This is a genomic window from Monashia sp. HAY1-5C, assembly GCF_056755255.1.
In genome coordinates this window covers 1-20,723 of record NZ_JBPGXG010000036.1, presented here as the reverse complement: position 1 = coordinate 20,723, position 20,723 = coordinate 1, and the positions used below count along the sequence as shown (strand labels likewise).

Genomic DNA, 20,723 nt, shown 5'->3' with positions numbered 1-20,723 from the left:
GCGGGGCAGGGGGTGGACGATGACACGGCAACCACCACGGGAGTACGCGCAGGTTCTCGACGCGGACGTCGGCGAGGTCGACGGGCTCCTGCAGCACGAAGGCTCCGTGGCGGTGGCGCGCCGGCTGGTCGACCTCACCGCCCGGCTCGTGCCGCACGCCGAGCACGCCGCGGTCACGGTCGTCGGCCCGGGTTCCCCGGTGCGGACCACCGCCGCCACCGGCCCGGTGGCGACCGCCGTCGACGCCCTGCAGTCCCGCACCGGCCAGGGACCCTCGCTCGAGCCCGTCGGGGCCGCGCCCGCCGTGTCGAGCGGCGACCTGTGCGTCGAGCGGCGGTGGCCCGGGTTCTCGGGGCCGTGTGCCGACGTGCTCGGCATCCGCAGCATGCTCAGCGTCCGGCTGGCCGTCCCCGACGGGCACCGCGTCGCCCTGAGCCTCTACGCCTCGGCCCCGCAGGCCTTCGACGACGGCGACCTCGGCACGGCGGCGATGCTCGCCCCGTTCCTCGCCCTGGCCCTCGGACCGAGCCAGCGCGACGGGGACGCCCTCGGCCCGACCGACGCCCTGGACGCGAGCCGGCGGATCGGGACCGCGGTCGGCATCCTCACGGCGCGGTACGCCGTGGCCGTCGACGAGGCGTTCGCGGTGTTGCGTGGGACCAGCGGGCGGCTGCGGCGACAGGTCCGGGACGTCGCCGACGACGTCGTGGCGCTCGGGGACCTGCCGGCCGGCGAGGACGAGCCGCACGCTGGAGGCGTGGTCGGGACACCGGCGCGCGGCGGGTAGACTGGTCGGAGCGACCCGCCCAGTTCTGCCTCGGGTCGCCTCTTCTCGGCCTGGTGCCCTGCGCCGGCCCGTCGATTCGCTCTTGCGCCGCGACCCTCAACGACCGAGGCCCTCGCGCCGGGCAGAACGACCCTTTGACCTTTGGAGTCCCACCGGTGTCCACTGACACGACCTTCGCCGCCCTCGGCGTGCCCACCTCCCTCGTCGCGGTCCTCGACGACCTCGGCATCACCATTCCGACCCCGATCCAGGCGGCGACGCTGCCCGACTCGGTCGCCGGACGCGACGTGCTCGGGCGCGGTCGCACCGGCTCCGGCAAGACGTACGCGTTCCTGCTGCCGGTGCTGACGCGCCTCGCGCAGTCCGGCCGCCGGCCCCAGTCCCGTCGTCCCCGGGCCCTGGTCCTGGCGCCGACGCGTGAGCTCGCGACCCAGATCGAGGCCGCCATGACCCCGCTCGCGGCGGCCCTGGGCCTCACCTCCCAGACCGTCTTCGGCGGTGTGGGCCAGAACCCGCAGGTCCAGGGACTGCGCCGGGGCGTCGACGTCGTCGTCGCCTGCCCGGGCCGCCTCGAGGACCTCATGCAGCAGGGCCACGTCTTCCTCGACGCCGTCGAGATCACCGTCCTCGACGAGGCGGACCACATGGCCGACCTCGGGTTCCTCCCCGGCGTGCGTCGCATCATGGACAAGACCGCCCGCGACGGGCAGCGCCTGCTGTTCTCCGCGACGCTCGACGGCGCGATCAACGTGCTCGTCAAGCGGTTCCTCACGAATCCCGTGACGCACGAGGCGGACTCGGCCCAGTCGCCCGTCTCGACGATGAGCCACCACGTGCTCCACGTCGACGACGGCGCGCACCTGCCGGTCATCCTCGACCTCGCTGCGGCGCCCGGCCGCAAGGTGGTGTTCACGCGCACCAAGCACCGGGCCAAGAAGCTCGCCAAGCAGCTCAACGCGTCGGGAGTTCCGGCCGTCGAGCTGCACGGCAACCTCAGCCAGGGAGCCCGCACCCGGAACATGGACGACTTCCACTCCGGTCGGGCCCAGACCCTGGTCGCCACCGACATCGCCGCGCGCGGCATCCACGTCGACGACGTCGCGCTCGTCATCCACGCCGACCCGCCGGTCGAGCACAAGGCCTACCTGCACCGTTCGGGTCGCACCGCGCGTGCGGGCAACGCCGGCACGGTCGTGACGATGATGCTCGACGAGCAGGTGCGCGACGTCCGCGACCTGACCCGCAAGGCCGGGATCCGACCGACGACGACGCGTGTCGCGCCGGGCCACCCGCTGCTCGAGGAGCTCGCGCCGGGTGCGCGGTCCTTCTCCGGTGCCCTCGTCCGGGAGGAGACGCGTCCGTCCACCGGGCGCCCCGCCCGCCAGGCGTCCGCCGACACCCCTGCCCGTGGTCGTGGCCGGGGTCGGGGTCGCGCGGCGCAGGGCTCCGGCGCGCCGGGTGGCTCGAGCCAGGGGAGTGGTCGCCCCGGAGGCCGGGGCCGCGCCGACGCCGGTCATCTGGACTCCCGGTCGGGCGGACGTCGCTCGGGCGGCCAGCCGGGCCAGCGCGGTCAGGCGGCCTCGACCGGGTCCGGTCGTTCGGGCGGATCGGGCCGGTCCGGTGGGCCGGGCCGACGAGGCGGTTCGACGACCGTCTACTCGACGAGCAGCGGCGGCAGCGCCGCCGCCTTCTCGGCCGGCACGCGGGCCGGCAGCCGCCGCTCCCGCTGACGTCGCGCGAGGGCTGCCCGTCCGACCGGCGGTGACCGGCGGTCGAACGGGCGTCTCGCGGCTCGCCCTCGTGGAGCGGGCGTGAGCACTGGCGCGCTGCGCCGGTTGTCGCTATCGTCCATCGTGTCGAGGCCATACCCCTGTGGGTATGTGAACGGAGGAGGACCAGCATGTGCCGTCCGACCGCCTGCCGCACGTGCGGCAAGACGACGTGGGCCGGCTGCGGCCAGCACGTCGACGAGGTCATGCGCACCGTTCCCGTCGGCGAGCGCTGCGGCGGTCACGAGCCGGAACGGCCGGCCCGGGCCGGCGGCTTCCTGTCGCGGCTGTTCAACCGCGCCTGAGGGCCGACGCCCGGCTCGCGCTCGTATGCCGGGTCCGGAGCCGGCCGCCGCGCGGCCGACACAAAACCCGTGGCCCGGATGCGGCGAGGCGACGAGACTGGCCCGCGTGACGAGCAGCGACGTGTGGACCGAGGAGACCGCGGCGACCTATGACGCCGACGCCGCCGACCACTTCAGCCCGGAGGTCCTGGGCCCGACGGTCGACCTCCTCGCGCGGCTCGCCGGCGAGGGGCCCGTGCTCGAGCTCGCCGTCGGTACCGGGCGCGTCGCGCTCGCGCTCGCCGACCGCGGCCTGCCGGTCACCGGCATCGAGCTGTCCGAGCCGATGGCCGCGCGGCTGCGCGCCAAGGATCCCGACGGACGCGTCCCGGTGGTGGTCGGGGACATGGCCACCAGCGTCGCCCCGGGTGCGGGCGCCTACACGCTCGTGTACCTCGCCTGGAACAGCATCTCCAACCTGCGCACCCAGGCCGAGCAGGTTCAGTGCTTCCGCAACGCGGCGCGGCACCTGCGCCCCCGTGGACGGTTCGTCATCGACCTGTGGGTACCGGCACTGCAGCGGCTGACACCCGGACAGGAGGCCGTTCCGGTGAGCATCGGCGAGGACCATCTCGTCTTCGACACCTACGACGTCGTCAGCCAGGAGTGCTCCTCGCACCACTACCGCACTCTCCCCGACGGCACCGTGCACCACGGCGTCGGGCACTTCCGCTACATCTGGCCGGCGGAGTGCGACCTCATGGCCCAGCTCGCGGGGCTCCGGCTCGAGTCCCGGTGGGCCGACTGGGCGGGCACGCCGTTCACAGCCACGAGCGAGGCGCACGTGTCGGTGTGGCGCAAGCCCTGACGGTCTCCTCCTGCGCCCTGCCCTCCCCCTCCCGGCCCCTCCCTGCGGTTCGAGGTATCTGCTCGCGCCTGGGTGCGACGAATCACCTCCACTCAGAGGGTGGGCCATCGATTCGAGGTATCTGCTCGCGCCCGGGTGCGACGAATCAACGTCATCCGCGTTCGGCGTCGCCGACCTCCTCGCGACGCTCGGCGCGGCGCCGGCGCACCTGCCACACGACGACGCCGACGACGACGAGCACCGCCACGACGACCGCCGCGCCACGACCGAAGTACGACTCGACCCTGGCGTAGGAGTGACCGGCGACGAACCCGATCGTCACGACCGTCGCGCCCCAGGCGATGCCGCCCGCGGCGTTCCACGTCAGGAACGTGGGGTAGTGCATCTTCGACATCCCGGCCAGGGCCGGCATGACGGCGCGCAGGAAGGCCGTCCACCGGCCGAGGAAGACGGCGATGCCGCCCCTGCGGCCGAGCAGCTCTTGGGCGCCCGCGATCCGCGAGCGGTGCCGGTCGAAGGCGCGCAGCCTCAGCACCCGCGCCCCGAGGTGGCGGCCGACCTCGAAGCCGACGCTGTCGCCGGCGATGGCGGCGAGGACGACCACGACGAGCACGGCGACGTAGGGCACGTGGCCGACGGAGGCCGCGACGCCACCGAGGACCGCGACCGTCTCGCCGGGAACGACGAAGCCGACGAAGATCGCGTCCTCGGCGAAGACGACGAGCGCCACGACGACGAGCACGAGCCACGTCGGAGCGGCCAGGAGCTGCTGCATGGCGCTGTCGAGCAGGTGGGTCACGGTTCGGCTCCTCGTGCGCTCATGGTCCGCCGGCGAACTGGCGGCCCGGGTCTGCGCGGGCCGGGACCGGCCCTGCCGGGACTCCGCGGGGACCGTCGTGGCGTGTCCCGAGTCTCGACAACGAGTCTGCACGCCCGCTGGGAGCCACGCAGCCGTTCGGGACGCGGTCTTCAGTCCTGGCGGGTGCGTTCGCGGATCCCGAGCTGGGAGAAGGCGAGGGCACCCACGGCCACGATCGTCAGCAGGACGAGCCCGACACCGTAGGCCGGCAGCACCTTCTCGTACGTCGCGCCCAGGACGAGCGGCGGGAAGTAGCCACCGAGCCCACCGGCCGCACCGACGAGGCCGGTGACGCTGCCGACGCGCGCCGGCGGCGCGGCCTTGGCGACCCAGGCGAAGACGCCACCGGTGCCGAGCCCGAGGAAGAACGCCATCGCGACGAACGCGATCCCGGCCGGCAGCTCGAGCGGGGGCCGGAACGTGAGCACGACGGCGAGGACCGCGGTGCCGGCCAGGGAGACCCCGAGCACCGCCCGCGGACCGATGCGGTCGCTGAGGATCCCGCCGAGCGGACGGGCGAGGACCGCGGCGACGGCGAACCCGGCCGTCCGCGTGCCGGCGGCGGTGAGGTCGAAGGCGTAGACGTCCTTGAGGTAGGTGGGCAGGTACGTCGAGAAGGCGACGAAGCCGCCGAAGGCGACGGCGTAGAGGAACGACATCTGCCACGTGATCGGCAGCCGCAGGGCCGCGGTGAGCTTGGGCACGACGGGGTCCGTGTTCGGCGTCCAGGCGGGCGAGTTGCGCATGCCGAACCAGCAGATGGCGGCGGTGACGACGAGCGCGGCGGCGAGGATGACGTGGGTCGGGGTGTAGCCGAACCACGTGACGAAGCGCGGCGTGAAGAACGCCGAGAGCGCCGTGCCGCCCATGCCGGCCCCGAAGATGCCGGTGGCGAAGCCGCGGCGGTCGGCCGCGAACCAGGCGTTGACGAACGGGATGCCCACGGCGAAGGTCGTGCCGGCGATGCCGAGGAAGAACCCGACGAGCAGGAGCATCCCGAACGACCGGGCGTTGCCGGCGGCGGCGACGAGCAGGACGAACGGCACGCCGGCCAGGGTGAGGAGGGGGAACATGAGGCGGCCGCCGAACCGGTCGGTGAGCGCACCGACGGGGATGCGGCCGACCGACCCGACAAGCACGGGCGTCGCGACGAGCAGTGCCTTCTGGCTGCCGGACAGACCGAGCTGTCCCGTGTAGCGCACGCCGAGCGGACCGATGATGTTCCAGGCCCAGAACGTCACGGTGAAGGCGAGCAGGGCCAGGCCCAGGTTGCGGTTGCGGCCGGAGAGGTCCGGCCCGGTGGTTGCCGTGGTCTCGGTAGCCGTGCGGCTCATCGGGACTCCTTGTGCGGTGAGGGGTTCCAGCAGGGGTTCAAGGGGCCGGCCGGGGCCGGTCGGGTGCCGGTCAGGTGCCGGTCAGAGGACGGCGAGGTGCCGGTCACGGCCGGCGGTCGCGGTCGGTCGTGCCGACGCTGCTCCAGCCGGGGCGGGCCGAGCGCGCGCCCGTCGCCGCCCGGTCCCGGGACCGGTACACGATGTAGGGACGGAAGAGGTAGTGCAGCGGCGCGGTGAACGCGTGCACGAGCCGGGTGAAGGGCCACAGGGCGAACAGGAGCATCCCGACGATCGCGTGGACGTGGAACTGGATCGGCGCCTCCTCCATCGCTGCGACGTCAGGACGCAGGAGGAACACGGACCGGAACCACGGCGACACCGACTCCCGGTAGTTGTGCGCCTCGCTGCCCGCGCCCACGCTGACGAGCGTCGTCCAGAGACCGAGGACGATCGCCGCGACGAGCAGGACGTACATGAGCTTGTCGTTCTTCGTCGTCGCCATGAAGACCGGCCCGGTGCGCCGCCGCCGGTACACGAGGATGAGGATGCCGACGAGGGTGCAGACGCCCGCGAGGCCGCCGAAGAGCAGGGCGTTGAAGTGGTACAGGCCCTCGCTCACGCCGAGCGCCTCGGTCCACGCCTGTGGCACGACGAGCCCGCCGACGTGGCCGATGAAGACGAGCAGGATGCCGAAGTGGAACAGCGGAGACCCGATCCGCAGCAGCCGCGACTCGTAGAGCTGGGACGAACGGGTCGTCCAGCCGAACTTGTCGTAGCGGTAGCGCCAGACCGTGCCGCCGACGAGGCTGGCGATGCAGAGGTAGGGCAGGACGCCCCAGAGGAAGGTGCTCATCGTCGGGCTCCGGTTGGCTCGGGCTGGGCGGTGGACGAGACGTCGCGCAGGGGCAGCAGGCGCGGGTCGTAGGGGTCGAGGCCCACGGTCTCGACGGGGGGCGGCCCACCGAGGCCGGCCATCGCCATGACGGCGGCCCGGTCGCGTGGTGACTCGCCGGGCAGCGTCGCGCAGACGGCGACGGCCGCCGCGGCGTAGTGGGACCCCTTCTCCTGCAGCGCGATCCGCAGCAGCTCGAGGCTGGGCCGATACTCCTCGAGGATCGCGCGCCCCGCCTCCGGGTCGGCGACGGCCGCGAACTCGAGGACCATCGGCAGGAAGTCGGGCAGCTCGCCGTGGGTGTCGACGACGAAGCCGCTCGCGCGGTAGGCGGCCTTGAAGCGTCCGAGCACCTCCCCACGTCGACGCGTGTCGCCGTCGGTCCAGTAGGACAGGTAGAGGGCATGCTTGCGGCTGAGGTCGAAGGTGTCGACGTAGGCCCGCTGGAGCGCGTCGAGGGGCGTCGCCCCGAGGTGTGCCAGGAGCGGTTCGAGGTGGCCCGCGGCACGCGAGTCCCGTTGCTCCGCAAGGGCGTCGGCGAGCATCGGCAGAGCGGCGAGAAGGTCCTCACTCGGGTAGTCGAGGCATCGTGCGGCGACGAGGTGCACGACCCGGTCGCCCCGGCCCCGGCGGGACGCACGCGCCTGACGGCTGGTCACGGAGCGGCGGCCGATCACGGCCGGGCCTCCGGCGGGTTGGGCCGAGCCTCCGGCGGGTTGTCGGGGAAGAGACCCGGTGGGGTGCCGTTGCCGTCCCAGTTGAGCAGGTTGACCCGCCCGCGGAGCTCCTCGGAGGAGGTGGGGGAGTCGGTCGTCTGGCGCTGCCTCAGCGCGGCGAACGTCTCGACGGCCACCGGCGCGGGCCGGCCACTCGCCTCGCCGAACGGGCCGGAGTCGTACATGCCCGGGCCGCCGTCGTAGTCGAGGGAGCAGGCGATCTCCTCGAGCTCGTGCGCCCGCTCGACGTGCGCGGTGGGGATGACGTAGCGGTCGGCGTACTTGGCGATCGCCATGAGCCGGTACATCTCGTACAGCGACTCCTCGCTCATGCCGACCGACTCCGGGATCGACGGGTCGCCGTCGCGGCCCAGGGACACGTCGCGCATGTAGGCGCGCATCGCGGCGAGCTTTCGCAGGACGCCGGTGACGACGTCGGTGCGCCCGGCCGTGAAGAGCTCGGCGAGGTACTCGACGGGGATCCGCAGGGCCTCGATCGCCCCGAAGAGGACGTCGCGCGACTCGGCGTCGTGGCCCTGCGAGGCCAGCACGTCGACGACCGGCGACAGCGGCGGCACGTACCAGACCATCGGCATGGTGCGGTACTCCGGGTGCAGCGGCAGCGCGACGCGGTACGTCTTGGCGAGCGCGTACACCGGGCTGCGCCGCGCCGCCTCCATCCAGTCGTCCGGGATGCCGTCGCGCCGGGCCGCGGCGATGACCTCGGGGTCCGCCGGGTCGAGGAGCAGGTCGAGCTGGGCCTGGTAGAGGTCACCCTCGTCGGGCGTCGACGCGGCCTCGGTGACGCGGTCGGCGTCGTAGAGGAACAGACCGAGGTAGCGCAGCCGCCCCACGCACGTCTCCGAGCACACGGTCGGCAGTCCGACCTCGATGCGCGGGTAGCAGAAGGTGCACTTCTCGGCCTTGCCGCTCTTGTGGTTGAAGTAGATCTTCTTGTACGGGCAGCCGGTGATGCACTGGCGCCAGCCGCGGCAGCGGTCCTGGTCGACCAGGACGATGCCGTCCTCCGCGCGCTTGTAGATCGCGCCGGACGGGCAGGAGGCCATGCACGACGGGTTGAGGCAGTGCTCGCAGATGCGCGGCAGGTAGAACATGAAGGTCTTCTCGAGCTCGAACCGGACGGTGTCCTCGGACTGCCGCCGGACCTTCTCCACGACGGGGTCGAGGTGGCCGAGCTGGCTCGTGCCGCCGAGGTTGTCGTCCCAGTTCGCCGACCACGTGATCTTCGTGTTCTCGCCGGTGATGAGCGACTTCGGGCGCGCCACCGGGAAGTCGTCGCCGAGGGGTGCCTCGACGAGCGTCTGGTAGTCGTAGGTCCACGGCTCGTAGTAGTCCGCGAGCTCGGGCTGGACCGGGCTGGCGAAGATGCCGAGCAGCTTCTGGACGCGTCCGCCCGCCTTGAGCTTCAGGCTTCCCCGGTGTGTGAGGGTCCATCCGCCGCGCCACGTCTCCTGGTCCTCGTAACGACGCGGGTAGCCCTGGCCGGGCCGCGTCTCGACGTTGTTGAACCACACGTACTCGGTGCCGGCGCGGTTGGTCCACGCCTGCTTGCACGTGACCGAGCACGTGTGGCAGCCGATGCACTTGTCGAGGTTCATCACCATGCCCATCTGGGCCATGACGCGCATCAGTACGTCACCTCCTGCGAGCGCTTGCGGACCGTCGAGACCATGTCGCGCTGGTTCCCGGTCGGGCCGAGGTAGTTGAAGGTGTACGACAGCTGCGCGTAGCCGCCGATGAGGTGGGTCGGCTTGACGAGCAGCCGGGTGACCGAGTTGTGGATGCCGCCGCGGCGGCCGGTGGCCTCGGACTTCGGCACGTCGATGGTGCGCTCCTGCGCGTGGTAGACGTACACGACGCCCTCGGGCATCCGGTGGCTGACGATGGCGCGTGCGACGAGGACCCCGTTGGCGTTCGTGCACTCCACCCAGTCGTTGTCCTCGACGTCGATCGACGCGGCGTCCTGGGGACTCATCCACACCGTGGGCCCGCCCCGTGAGAGCGAGAGCATGAGCAGGTTGTCCTGGTACTCGGAGTGGATCGACCACTTGCTGTGCGGCGTGAGGTAGCGCACCGTCACCTGCTTGGCGCCGTCCGGTCCGAGCCTCGGCTCGCCGAAGAGGCGGTGCATGTCGAGCGGTGGACGGTAGGTGGGCAGTGCCTCCCCGACCTCCTGCATCCACTCGTGGTCGAGGTAGAAGTGCATCCGGCCGGTCAGCGTGTGGAACGGCTTGAGCCGCTCGATGTTGACGGTGAACGGCGCGTACCGCCGGCCACCGGTCTCGGAGCCGGACCACTCCGGTGAGGTGATCACCGGCACCGGCTGGACCTGCGTGTCGGCGAAGGTGATCCGCTTCTCCTCCGAGCCCTCGGCGAGGTCGACGAGCTTCTTGCCGACACGCTCCTCGAGGGTCCTGAAACCCTGCACGGCCAGGTGGCCGTTGGTCGTCCCGGAGAAGCTCAGGATGGCCTCGGCGAGCTTGGCGTCGGTGTCGATGGCGGGGCGGCCGTCGCCGGCCCCACCGAGCATGACGCCGTTCGTCCGCGCGAGACGGACGACCTCCTCCTCGACGCGGTACGTCACGTTCTTGACGGTGAAGCCGAGGGAGTCGGCGAGCGGGCCGACCGTCGCGAGCTTGTCGGCGATGGCGGTGTAGTCGCGCTCGACCACCTGGAAGACCGGCATCGTGCGACCCGGTGTGCCCGGCGCCCCGGTCGTGCGCCAGTCGACGACGCGGCCGCCGGGCTGGGCCGTCTCGCCCGGGGTGTCGTGCTGCAGGGGGACGCTGACGAGGTCCTTGACCGTGCCGAGGTGGGTCTTGGCCAGGTCCGAGAACCGCTGTGCCAGAAGGTGGAACAGGTCGAAGTCGCTCTTGGCCTCCCAGGGCGGGTCGATGGCCGGCGTGAAGGCGTGGACGAACGGGTGCATGTCGGTCGAGCTGAGGTCGTGCTTCTCGTACCACGTCGCGGCCGGCAGGACGACGTCGGACAGGAGCGTCGTCGACGTCATCCGGAAGTCGGCCGACAGGAGCAGGTCGAGCTTGCCCTGCGGTGCCTCGTCGTGCCATGCCACGTCGGCCGGCCGCGGCGTGCCGGGGTTCTCGCCGCGCATGACGTTCGAGTGGGTACCGAGCAGGTGCTTGAGGAAGTACTCGTTGCCCTTGGCCGAGCTGCCCATGAGGTTGGAGCGCCAGAGGACGAGGGTGCGGGGCCAGTTCTCCGGCGCGTCGACGTCCTCGATCGAGGCCCTCAGCGTGCCCTCGTGCAGCGCCGTCGCCACGTAGGCCGCCGGGCTCTCGGCGGTTCCGGCAGCCACCGCGGCCTCGGCGTCCTCCGCCACCCGCAGCGGGTTGGTGCCGAACTGCGGGTAGAACGGCATCCATCCCAGGCGCGCCGACTCGGCGATGGTGTCGGCGGTGTGCTTGCCGGCGAGGTGCCCTCGAGCGAGCGGCGAGGCGAGCGAGTCGGCCGAGTAGCCGTCGTTGCGCCACTGGTCGGTGTGCATGTACCAGTACGCCGTGCCGATCATGGTGCGCGGCGGGCGTGACCAGTCGAGCGCGTTGGCCAGGGAGATCCAGCCGGTGATGGGCCGGCACTTCTCCTGGCCGACGTAGTGCGCCCAGCCGCCGCCGTTGCGGCCCATGCAGCCGGTGAGCAGCAGGAGCGACAGGATGGCGCGGTAGGTGGCGTCGCCGTGGAACCACTGGCAGATGCCGGCGCCCATGATGATCATCGACCGGCCCCGGGACTGCTCGGCATTCGTGGCGAACTCGCGTGCGATGCGGATGCACTGCTCGGCGGGAACCGCCGTGACCTCGGCCTGCCACGCCGGCGTGTACGGCGTCGAGACGTCGTCGTAGCCGCCGGCCCACTCACCGGGCAGGCCCTCACGGCCGACCCCGTACTGGGCCAGCATGAGGTCGTAGACGGTCGTGACGAGGTGGTCGCCGACGCGCCGGGCCGGCACGCCGCGTCGCAGCACCGAGCCGGTGCCGTCGGGCTCGACGAAGGCCGGCAGCAGCACCTCGACGGCCGTGGCGTCGGCACCGGCCATCGACAGGGCCGGGGAGACGCCGTCGAGGTCGAGGTTCCAGCGGCCCTTGCCGGAGTCGGCGTACCGGAACCCCATCGAGCCGTTCGGTACGACGGGCCGGCCGGTGGCCTCGTCGAGCAGGACCGTCTTCCAGGCACTCTCGGGCGCCGGCGCGTCGGCACCCCCGAGGTCGGACGCGACGAGGAACGTACCGGGCACCATGGCGCCGGCCGGCTGGTCGCTGCCCGCGGGCTCGAGCCGGACGAGGAACGGCAGGTCGGTGTACGTGCGCACGTAGTCGCGGAAGAACGGCACCTCGCGGTCGACGAAGAACTCCTTGAGCAGCACGTGGCCCATGGCCATCGCGAGCGCGGCATCGGTCCCGGCCTGGGCCGGCATCCACTCGTCGGCGAACTTCGTGTTGTCCGCGTAGTCGGGGCTGACGCTGACGACCTTCGTCCCGCGGTAGCGCACCTCGGCCATCCAGTGCGCGTCGGGCGTCCGGGTGACCGGGACGTTCGAGCCCCACATCATGAGGTAGGTCGAGTCCCACCAGTCGCCCGACTCCGGCACGTCGGTCTGGTCGCCGAAGACCTGCGGGCTGGCGACGGGCAGGTCGGCGTACCAGTCGTAGAAGCTCGTCATGACGCCGCCGAGCAGCTGGATGAACCGGGTGCCCACGCAGTGCGACACCATCGACATCGCGGGGATGGGCGAGAAGCCGGCGACGCGGTCGGGTCCGTACTCCTTGATGGTGTGCACGTGGGCGGCGGCCGCGATCTCGACGGCCTCGCCCCACGAGGCGCGTACGAGCCCGCCCTTGCCGCGGGCGGTCTGGTACCGGCGCCGCTTGTCCGGGTCGGTCGTGACCTCGTGCCAGGCGGCGACCGGGTCACCGAGCCGCGCCTTGGCCTCGCGGTACATCTCGAGCAGGACTCCGCGCACGTACGGGTACCGGACCCGGGTCGGCGAGTAGGTGTACCAGGAGAAGGCTGCGCCGCGAGGACAGCCGCGCGGCTCGTACTCGGGCCGGTCGGGCCCGACGGACGGATAGTCGGTCTGCTGCGTCTCCCACGTGATGATCCCGTCCTTGACGTAGACCTTCCACGAGCAGGAGCCGGTGCAGTTGACCCCGTGCGTCGAGCGCACGACCTTGTCGTGGCTCCACCGGTCGCGGTAGAAGACGTCGCCGGCGCGACCCCCCTCGCGGAACACGGCCCGCCCGTCAGCGGACTCGTCCCACCTCGTGAAGAACCGGCCCGCCCTCAGCAGGGCCGCGGACACCGGGCCGTCGAGCTCCGGCGTGGGTCGAGCCGCGTTCACGACCGCGCCTCTCGTCGGTGTCGGAGCACCGGCCGGTGCGCCGGGGCGTCCTCGCGTCGGGGAGCCGGGTGGGATGCGAGCTGCATGAATCCTCCAAAACGGAGCGACGGCCTCCTGCAAAACCCAGGCGCCGTCGCCGGCCGGGAGGGAGGCCCCTTGGGCCTCACCGTAGCGGCGTCCATGCTGTGGCGGGGGGAAATCCGGGCGTGTGCAACGCGTTCTCGGACATTCGTCGGACGCGGCCACGACTCCTCGATATCCTCCAAATCGGCCGAAGAAGGAGTCCGATGTCGATCCCCGTCCCTGCACCCGTCGCTGCACCCGTCGCTGCACCCGTCGCTGCACCCGTCGCTGACCTTGTCGCTGCACCTTCCCCGGTGGGCGACCCCGGCCGGGTCGAGACCCGGCGCGCCGTCCTCGAGCTGCTGTCCCGACCCCCGGCCGACCCGCGCGAGACGGTGTCCGTGCTCACCGCCGCCGAGGTCGGCGACGCTCTCGGCATCCATGTCACCACCGCGCGGTTCCACCTCGAACGGCTCCTCGACGCGGGGGTGCTCGTGTCCGTCCTGCGCCGTGCCGGCGTCGGCCGGCCGCGCAAGCTCTACGCGCTCGCCGAGCCGCCCGCGCCGGGCCTGACGGGGCACGAGGCCCTCGCGTCCTTCACCGAGCTGCTGACCTCGGCATGGGCGCAGTCCCAGGACGGCGTGCCGATCGGCCCCGAGGAGGCCGGTGCGCGGTGGGTCGCCGAACGCACCGCCACCGACGACCGGCCGCTGCCGGTGGCGACGACCCCCGGTGCCTGGCTCGGCAAGGTCGGCCTCGCGGTCGACCTGCTCGACGAATGGGGGTACGAGCCGGACCTGCGCACGAGCGACCACGGCCGGACGGTCGAGCTCACCCTGCACGACTGCCCGTTCATGGCCATGGCCCGCAACCACTCCGAGGTCGTCTGCGGCATCCACCGCGGGCTGGTGCGGGGCACGCTCGCCGCCGTGGGTGAGGCCGATGCCGTCGTCGAGCTCGTCCCGTTCGTGACGAACCGGTCGTGCATCGCGCGGTTGACCAGTGACGCGGTGGCGACGCGGCGCTCGTCCCGCCCCGACGCCCCGGCCTGAGGCGCGACCCCGGACTGAGACGAGACCCGGGACGAGGCGCGACCGGCCACCGGCGACGACCGGCGTGGCGCGTCGGTCAGTACTGGTAGGTGCCGTGGAGGATCGCGCGGCCCAGCGTCTTGAACGCGAGGTTGAACGAGACGACTGCGGGCGTCGCCGAGTCGTCGACGCCGAGCGTCGGCTCGGACACGGCGTGCACGACGAAGAAGTAGCGGTGCGGCTGGTCGCCCTGGGGCGGTGCCGCACCCATGAAGGTGGCCTGGCCGGCGTCGTTGCGCACGTGGAACGCGCCGCCCGGCAGCGGGCCCGAGGCAGCGCCGGTGTCGAGCGACGTGACGTCGGCCGGGAGGTCGACGAGGACCCAGTGCCAGTAGCCCGACGGCGTGGGGGCGTCCGGGTCGAAGCAGGTGACGACGTAGCTCTGCGTGCCCTCGGGTGCCCCGCTCCACGACAGCTGCGGGGAGGTGTTGCCGCCGGAGGCCACCTGGGCGTCGGCCAGCGGCTCGCCGTCGGTGACGTCGGTGCTCGTCACGGTGAACGACGCGACGGCCGGCAGCAGCTCGTACGGGTTCGGTGCGACCGGGCGGTCGAGGCTCATGCGGTGCTCCTTCGATCGGGTGCGGACGGTGCCGGTGACCGGGATCCGGCCCCCGGTCCCGACCCTAGACCGGCCTCAGCCCGACGCCCAGCGGCCGACGGCGCCGGCGTCCTCGAGGGCGTCGTAGACCGCCGCCATGAGCAGGGTGTGGCCACTGGCGTTGGGGTGGTCGCCGTCGTCGAGCAGGTCGCTCGTCGGGTCGCGGTCGCCGGCCTCGCCCTTGAGGGGCGTGTAGGCGTCCACGTAGACGGCGCCCGTCGCGGTGGCCACCTGCTGGACGGTGCTGTTGACGACCTTCGTCAGGGCGTCGCTGCCGAGGACGAAGGCGCCGCCCTGCGCGCGCCCGACGGCACCGTCGACGGTCACGTTCCAGTAGCCGACGACCGCGACGCGGAGGTCCGGGTTCGGGTCGGCGGCCTTGACGCCGTCGACGATCCGCGTCAGGCCGTCGTGCAGCCCGTGGAGCGTGTCGGTCCAGCACGGCGACGTCGCCGCCGGCAGGCAGGTCGGGTCGTCCACGCGGTCGAGGTCGAAGTCGTTGGCGCCCACCTCGACGACGACGAGGTCGGCGCCGACGATGTCGCGGTGGGTCGACGCGGAGTCGAGGTCGTGCTCGACGTCCTCGGTGGTCCACCCGCCGACGGCGTCGTTGTGGATCACCGGAGTCCGGCCCGTGGCGGACCCGAGCCGGGCGCCGAGCTGCTCGACGTAGCCCGCGCAGCCGCACGTCGTCGCCGACGGCACCGAGTCGCCGAGCGCGACGACGACGAGGGGGGCGGGCGAGGTCGACGTCGCACCGGAGGTCGGCGGCGCGGACGGGTCGGCGCCGGTGGGGACGCCTGCGGGACGGCCGGCACCACCGACGGCGTCCTCGAGCGTGCCGGGGCCCACGCCGGCCGCGAGGGCCACGGCGACGAGCGCCACGGCGCACGCCGCGACGACGAGACCGATGGCGACGTGGTGGGCCCGGACGCCGAGGTGCCGGTGCGGCCGACCGGGCGCGGTCCTGCGCCCGCTCCGCCTCGCCGCGGGACGGTGCCCTACGGGGTCACCCACGGAACCCCGGCAGGGTCTGGCCGAGCCAGGCCATGGCCCGACCGACGTACGGCTCCCACACGGTGTCGCGGTGCCCGCCCGAGGCCAGGACGGTGGCCGCCACGTCGAGCGGCGGTTTGGCGACGCTGAGGAACTTCGACGTCGACGGGTAGGACAGCGGGTCCTGGCGCGAGGTCAGCACCCAGAGGGCGACCGGCGGGGGGCTCGTGCGGGCGAGGCGGACGAGGTCGTAGGCCTCGGTGCCGCGCGGCGTCAGCGGGTCGTAGCTCGCCGAGAAGTCCGGGCGGAAGTAGCCCTGCAGGACGATGGCGGCCCCGAAGACGTCCGGGTGACGCATCGACAGCGACGCGGCGCACCAGCCGCCGTACGAGTAGCCCATGACGGCCCAGGACGTGCGGTCGCGACGCGCGTGCAGGTGGGTGACGACCCAGGCGGGCAGGTCGCGGGCCAGCCACGTGTCGGTCTGCGGCAGGCCACGCGCGCCGTTGACGCACTCGGTGTCGAGGCTGGCGGGGGTGTCGATGCGCGGGATGACGACGAGCGAGGGCGCGAGCCGGTGCTGCGCGACGAGGGCGTCGGCGGTGGTGAGGAAGTCCAGCCGGGAGAACGACTGGGGGCTGCCGGGGAACCCGTGGAGGCCCTCGATGACCGGGTACGTGCGGCTCGAGGCGGGGTCGTAGCCGGCCGGCAGGTACACGAGCACCTGTCCGGACATGCCGGTCCGCGGATCGGTGACCACATAGGTCTGCAGCCGCGAACCCGGTTGCGGCAGACGGTAGCTCGTGGGCCCCGTGGCCCGGGCGAGCCCCGGCCCGACGACCTTCGCCTCGACCACCTCCCGGGCGCCGCCGCCGTGGTGCAGCTGCACCTCGGTCGAGCGGGACCCGAGCAGGTCGGACCAGCTGGAGTAGAAGAGGTACTGGTCGTTGAGGGCGGCACCGGCCAGGGCGACGACGACGACGTTGAGCAGCACCACCTGGACGCCGCGGACGGCTCCGTGCGCGACGCGTCCGCCCCAGCGGGGCCAGCCGACGACGACGAGGGCGAACAGGGTGAGGGCCACGAGGACGAGGACGACGATGACGCCGGGGTCGGTCAGCTCCACGTCAGGCTCTCCCTCTTCTCCGTGCTCCGCCGGCCCCCCGGCTCGGGGCGCACGAAGGGGAAGGTGAGGATCGAGCGGATCGGGGTGTTCGTCAGGAGCATGACGAGCCGGTCGACGCCGATGCCGAGACCGCCCGTGGGCGGCATGCCGAGCTCGAGGGCGTGGAGGAAGTCCTCGTCGACCTCCATGGCCTCCGGGTCGCCCGCGGCGGCCTTGAGCGACTGCTCGGTGAGGCGTCGGCGCTGCTCGACGGGGTCGGTCAGCTCGCTGTACGCAGTGCCCACCTCCATGCCCGCGACGACGAGGTCCCACCGCTCGACGAGCCCGCGCTCGGTGCGGTGCGGGTGCACCAGCGGCGAGGTCTCGACGGGGAAGTCGGTGTAGAAGGTCGGCAGGACCGTGACGGGCTCGACGAGCCGGCCGTAGAGCTCCTCGACGACGTGGCCCCACCCGGCGTCGTCGGGGACGGTGATGCCGTGCCGGGCGGCGAGGTCGAGGAGCACGTCCAGGTCGGTGTCGGGGCCGACGGGCAGGCCCACGGCACGGCTCACCGCATCGAGCACGGGCACGACGGGGAAGGACGCACCGATCTCGACGAGCTCGACGCCGTCGAGGCCGTCGCGGACCCGCCCCGGCGGCGGCAGGGGGATGACGGGTCGGCCGTGCACGGCGACGGCGGCCTCGCGCACGAGGTTCTCCGCCAGGAGGCGCATGTCCACGTAGTCAGCGTGCGGCTCGTACACCTCGAGCGAGGTGAACTCCGGGTTGTGGGTGGCGTCGGCTCCCTCGTTGCGAAAGCTGCGGCCCAGCTCGAACACCGGGCCGAGGCCGCCGACGAGGAGCCGCTTGAGGTGCAGCTCGGGAGCGATGCGCAGGGCCAGGTCGATGCCGTAGGCGTTGATGTGGGTCCGGAAGGGGCGAGCGGAGGCGCCGCCGTGCGTCACGTGCAGCATCGGCGTCTCGACCTCGAGGAAGCCGCGCTCGGCCAGGGTCCGGCGCAGCGTCGCCACCACGGTCGAGCGGCGCCGCAGCAGCTCGACCTGGGCGGGGTGCACGAGCAGGTCGGTCGACCGACGTCGCACGCGAGCCTCGGGGTCGTCGAGGCCGCGCCACGGCACCGGGTGCAGCGCCTTGGCCTCCAGGCGCCAGTCGTTCACGAGCAGGCTCGGCGTGCCGGTGCGGGAGCGCCCCGTCCGACCGGCCAGGCGCACGAGGTCCCCGGTGTCGACGGCGGCCGTGAACCGGCCGAGGGAGCGCCGCCCGGTCCGGGACGTCTCGAGGAGGGCCTGCACGCGCGCCCCGGCGTCCTCGAGGGTGACGAAGACGACGGCGCCGTGGTCGCGCAGCTCACGGACGCGGGCCACGACCTGGACGGGTTCGCCGTCCGTCCACGAGCCGCAGCGCACACCGGGGACGAGGGCGAGGGGGGTGACCGGGCCGCCGCCGACCGGGTAGGGGTCCTCGCCCGCCGCCCGGAGCCGGTCGAGCGTCGCGAGGCGGTGCCGCGACTCCTCGCTGCGCCGGGGCCCGAGCCGGGTGGGGTCCAGGGCCGGCCCCGCCGCCTCGAGCACGGCCACCTCGGCGAGGTGCTCGGCATCGAGCAACCCGCTCGTCGAGCGGTGCCGGGCCGGCCAGGGCACGAAGCCCTCGAGCGCGGCCGCGGCGATGACGACCTGGGGAAGGGAGAGGCCGTCGTCGTAGCAGAGGAAGCGCGGGGTCCACTCGGGGTCGTACTTGTCGGTGGCGCGGTAGAGCCGCTCGAGCTGCCAGAACCGGTCGAAGAGCCCGAGCACCGACGCGTTGAGGCGGGTCAGCGTGCTCGACCCGAGGCGGGCGGAGCCGGCGAAGACACCGCGGAACATGCAGAAGTTGAGCGAGACCCTCGCGATGCCGAGCTCGTCGGCGCGCGTGAGCAGCTCGGTGACCATGAGCTCGGTCGTGCCGTTCGGGGCGTCAGGCGAGCGGCGCATGAGGTCGAGGGAGATGCCGGCGCGGCCCCACGGCACGAAGGTCAGCAGACCGACCGGCGTGCCGTCGGCGTCCGCCGCCTGGACGTGCACGACGCGGCCGTCGGCGGGGTCGCCGGTGCGGCCCAGGGCCATCGAGAAGCCGCGCTCGGTGTCGCCGGAGCGCCACTGCCGCGCCGACGCCGCGGTGCGGTCCAGCTCGTCCGGGGCGAGGTCGGCCTGGCGCCGGATGCGGATCGTCACGCCGGCGCGACGGGCCCGGGCGGCCGCCTGCCGCGCGCGTGTCAGTCGGGCGCCGTCGACGTCGACGCGACCTGGCTCGAGGACCGCCTCGTCGCCGAGGGCGACGACCCGCATCCCCCGCGACGCATAGGCTCGGGCACCCTCCTCGCTCGCCGCGAGGACCGCCGGCAGCCAGCCGTACTCGCGGGCCTCGGCACGCCACGCGTCGATGGCGGGCAGCCAGGCCTCGCGCGGGCCGACCGGGTCGGCCGAGGCGAGGGACACACCCGCGGCGACGGCGTACGTCACGGCCGCGCGGCCCTCGGCGTCGAAGACCGACGCCTTGTCCCGCCGGGTGGCGAAGTAGCCGAGCGAGTCGTGGCCGCCGTGGCGGGCGAGGAGGCGCCGCAGCGAGACCTCACGCTCGGGCGACCAGCGGTTGACCGGCCGGGCCGAGGCGAGGAAGAGGGTGACGGCCACGACGATCGTCGCGCCGGCGCAGAGGGCGACGGTGTCGACGACCCAGGGGGGCACGAAACCGCCCGGCCGCGGCGAGACCCCGCCGAGCACCGCGAACACCGTGCCGACGAGCGCCTCGGCCTGCGACCGGGGCACGCCCACCGCGCCGAGCAGCCCCCACGCGACGCCGAGGGTCGTGACGGACCCCGCCACGAGGGCGACCGCCGCGAGCCAGCCCGACCCGCGCTGGAGGCGCCCGGTGAACTGGCCGCGGAGCCGCCACAGCCACCACCCCGCGGCGAGCGCGACGACCATGCCGGCGGCGTCGACGAACCGGCCGAGGTCGCCCCGGGTCTGCCACATCCACAGGTACGGGCGGCGCGCGGGCGGCAGCACGGCGACGAGCCCGATGAGCACCCCGAGCGCCTGGAACGCGGCGACGAGCAGCAGCCCGATCCGCTTGCGACCGAGGAGGGCCCGGGTCACGATCGCCAGCACGACGACGGACAGGACGCTGGGCGCGACCGGCACGTTGAGCAGGCCGAAGACCACCTCCGTCGGGGTCGGGCCGGGGCGGTGCGGATGGGACAGGACGAGCAGCAGAGCCACGACGGTGGCGAGGGCGTAGGTGCCGGTGAGAACGCGGGCCGCGCGGGGTGATCCCGGGTCGACCGGTCGGCGAGTGGCCATGGCCCTAGACGATGGACCGGTGCGCTGGACGCTCGCTGCACGTCTCCTGTGGACGGAGTGACCCCGCCCGGTCAGGCCTGCGGCGGCTTGTCCGGGGCGCCGGACTGCGACGGGTCGCGGGTGAAGAACGACAGGCGGCCGTCGGCCTCGAGCACGGCGTACTCGATGTCGGCGGTCGAGCGGATGCCCTGCTCGCGGGCCGCCACGAGCAGGTCGGGAAGGGACAGGCGCTGGCGGCGCATCGCGTCCTCCACGGGGGAGCCGTCGGCGAAGACGAGCACGGGGCGCCCGGTCACGAGGGGGCGGACCCGGGGGAAGCGCCACTGGGTCCACGACAGGCCGACCGTGAGCAGCGCGAAGGTGCTGACCGCGAGGATCGCACCCGTGACGGAGTAGTCCTGCTGCGTCACGCCCTGCTGCACGAGGTCGCCCATGGTGACGTAGAGGACGAGCTCGAAGGTGCTGAGCTCACCGAGCGTCGACCGGCCGACCGACCGCGTGACCAGCCAGAGGAAGACGAAGACGACGAGCGCGCGGGCGACGATCTCCACGGTGGCTCCTCTCGGCGCGTGTCGGGTGGGCGGGAGGCTGTCTCTTATACACATCTGACGCTGCCGACGACGGA

Annotated in this window: 16 protein-coding genes; 5 read left to right on the top strand and 11 right to left on the bottom strand. The window is 73.1% G+C overall.

The features are described 5' to 3' along the window. The first annotated feature begins 19 nt into the window (after nucleotides 1–19). From ACR9ZK_RS07875 to ACR9ZK_RS07860, 4 genes are all read left to right on the top strand, one after another. On the top strand, nucleotides 20–787 hold the full coding sequence (locus ACR9ZK_RS07875; RefSeq protein ID WP_481341340.1) for an ANTAR domain-containing protein: 768 nt from the start codon (nucleotides 20–22) through the stop codon (nucleotides 785–787). 155 nt (nucleotides 788–942) lie between these two features. After that, nucleotides 943–2,517 carry a DEAD/DEAH box helicase gene (locus tag ACR9ZK_RS07870; RefSeq protein WP_481341339.1) on the top strand — a complete coding sequence of 525 codons (1,575 nt, stop codon included), beginning with the start codon at nucleotides 943–945 and terminating at the stop codon, nucleotides 2,515–2,517. Nucleotides 2,518–2,687: 170 nt separating this feature from the next. Continuing rightward, nucleotides 2,688–2,861, top strand: a complete 174-nt coding sequence (locus ACR9ZK_RS07865; RefSeq protein WP_481341338.1) for a hypothetical protein — start codon at nucleotides 2,688–2,690, stop codon at nucleotides 2,859–2,861. 106 nt (nucleotides 2,862–2,967) lie between these two features. After that, entirely contained in the window at nucleotides 2,968–3,708 is a 741-nt protein-coding gene (locus ACR9ZK_RS07860; RefSeq protein ID WP_481341337.1) for a class I SAM-dependent DNA methyltransferase, read from the top strand. A gap of 151 nt (nucleotides 3,709–3,859) precedes the next feature. On the opposite strand, the gene ACR9ZK_RS07855 is transcribed toward ACR9ZK_RS07860, so the two are convergent. The 6 genes from ACR9ZK_RS07855 to ACR9ZK_RS07830 all read right to left on the bottom strand — a co-directional run bounded on the left by ACR9ZK_RS07855 (nucleotide 3,860) and on the right by ACR9ZK_RS07830 (nucleotide 12,886). Continuing rightward, nucleotides 3,860–4,507, bottom strand: a complete 648-nt coding sequence (locus tag ACR9ZK_RS07855) for a DedA family protein (RefSeq protein WP_481341336.1) — start codon at nucleotides 4,505–4,507, stop codon at nucleotides 3,860–3,862. Nucleotides 4,508–4,677: 170 nt separating this feature from the next. Then, nucleotides 4,678–5,901 carry an MFS transporter gene (locus ACR9ZK_RS07850; protein ID WP_481341335.1) on the bottom strand — a complete coding sequence of 408 codons (1,224 nt, stop codon included), beginning with the start codon at nucleotides 5,899–5,901 and terminating at the stop codon, nucleotides 4,678–4,680. A gap of 103 nt (nucleotides 5,902–6,004) precedes the next feature. Then, nucleotides 6,005–6,754, bottom strand: a complete 750-nt coding sequence (gene narI / locus ACR9ZK_RS07845; protein WP_481341334.1) for a respiratory nitrate reductase subunit gamma — start codon at nucleotides 6,752–6,754, stop codon at nucleotides 6,005–6,007. Beyond that, entirely contained in the window at nucleotides 6,751–7,470 is a 720-nt protein-coding gene (gene narJ / locus ACR9ZK_RS07840; protein WP_481341333.1) for a nitrate reductase molybdenum cofactor assembly chaperone, read from the bottom strand. The genes narI and narJ overlap by 4 nt, the downstream gene beginning before the upstream one ends. Continuing rightward, the gene (narH, locus tag ACR9ZK_RS07835; protein ID WP_481341332.1) at nucleotides 7,467–9,158 is read right to left on the bottom strand and encodes a nitrate reductase subunit beta; all 1,692 of its coding nucleotides are present in this window, start codon (nucleotides 9,156–9,158) and stop codon (nucleotides 7,467–7,469) included. The genes narJ and narH overlap by 4 nt, the downstream gene beginning before the upstream one ends. Continuing rightward, nucleotides 9,158–12,886, bottom strand: a complete 3,729-nt coding sequence (locus ACR9ZK_RS07830; RefSeq protein ID WP_481341331.1) for a nitrate reductase subunit alpha — start codon at nucleotides 12,884–12,886, stop codon at nucleotides 9,158–9,160. The genes narH and ACR9ZK_RS07830 overlap by 1 nt, the downstream gene beginning before the upstream one ends. 377 nt (nucleotides 12,887–13,263) lie before the next feature. Here ACR9ZK_RS07830 and ACR9ZK_RS07825 point away from each other — a divergent pair, with 377 nt between their 5' ends. Then, nucleotides 13,264–14,001, top strand: a complete 738-nt coding sequence (locus ACR9ZK_RS07825; protein WP_481341330.1) for a helix-turn-helix transcriptional regulator — start codon at nucleotides 13,264–13,266, stop codon at nucleotides 13,999–14,001. A 76-nt stretch (nucleotides 14,002–14,077) separates the two neighbouring features. Here the strand turns inward: ACR9ZK_RS07825 and ACR9ZK_RS07820 are convergent, their stop codons facing one another. The 5 genes from ACR9ZK_RS07820 to ACR9ZK_RS07800 all read right to left on the bottom strand — a co-directional run. After that, nucleotides 14,078–14,599 carry a YbhB/YbcL family Raf kinase inhibitor-like protein gene (locus ACR9ZK_RS07820; RefSeq protein ID WP_481341329.1) on the bottom strand — a complete coding sequence of 174 codons (522 nt, stop codon included), beginning with the start codon at nucleotides 14,597–14,599 and terminating at the stop codon, nucleotides 14,078–14,080. 75 nt (nucleotides 14,600–14,674) lie between these two features. Continuing rightward, nucleotides 14,675–15,655 (bottom strand): SGNH/GDSL hydrolase family protein, encoded by a 981-nt coding sequence (locus ACR9ZK_RS07815; RefSeq protein WP_481341328.1) that lies wholly within the window; start codon nucleotides 15,653–15,655, stop codon nucleotides 14,675–14,677. Then, complete coding sequence (locus ACR9ZK_RS07810; RefSeq protein ID WP_481341327.1) at nucleotides 15,648–16,760, bottom strand: alpha/beta hydrolase; 1,113 nt, start codon at nucleotides 16,758–16,760, stop codon at nucleotides 15,648–15,650. Before ACR9ZK_RS07810 ends, ACR9ZK_RS07815 begins: the two co-directional genes overlap by 8 nt. Continuing rightward, the gene (gene lysX, locus ACR9ZK_RS07805) at nucleotides 16,751–20,098 is read right to left on the bottom strand and encodes a bifunctional lysylphosphatidylglycerol synthetase/lysine--tRNA ligase LysX (protein ID WP_481341326.1); all 3,348 of its coding nucleotides are present in this window, start codon (nucleotides 20,096–20,098) and stop codon (nucleotides 16,751–16,753) included. The genes ACR9ZK_RS07810 and lysX overlap by 10 nt, the downstream gene beginning before the upstream one ends. 71 nt (nucleotides 20,099–20,169) lie before the next feature. Then, nucleotides 20,170–20,723, bottom strand: a 554-nt coding sequence (locus ACR9ZK_RS07800; RefSeq protein ID WP_481341325.1) for a DUF421 domain-containing protein, incomplete at its 5' end; no start/stop codon positions are given.

Bases quoted from the DNA above. Each gene is read 5' to 3' on its own strand.
- ACR9ZK_RS07875 (WP_481341340.1), top strand. From the start codon at position 20: ATGACACGGCAACCACCACGGGAGTACGCGCAGGTTCTCGACGCGGAC.
- ACR9ZK_RS07865 (WP_481341338.1), top strand. From the start codon at position 2,688: ATGTGCCGTCCGACCGCCTGCCGCACGTGCGGCAAGACGACGTGGGCC.
- ACR9ZK_RS07850 (WP_481341335.1), bottom strand. From the start codon at position 5,901: ATGAGCCGCACGGCTACCGAGACCACGGCAACCACCGGGCCGGACCTC.
- narI (WP_481341334.1), bottom strand. From the start codon at position 6,754: ATGAGCACCTTCCTCTGGGGCGTCCTGCCCTACCTCTGCATCGCCAGC.
- narH (WP_481341332.1), bottom strand. From the start codon at position 9,158: ATGCGCGTCATGGCCCAGATGGGCATGGTGATGAACCTCGACAAGTGC.
- ACR9ZK_RS07820 (WP_481341329.1), bottom strand. From the start codon at position 14,599: ATGAGCCTCGACCGCCCGGTCGCACCGAACCCGTACGAGCTGCTGCCG.
- lysX (WP_481341326.1), bottom strand. From the start codon at position 20,098: ATGGCCACTCGCCGACCGGTCGACCCGGGATCACCCCGCGCGGCCCGC.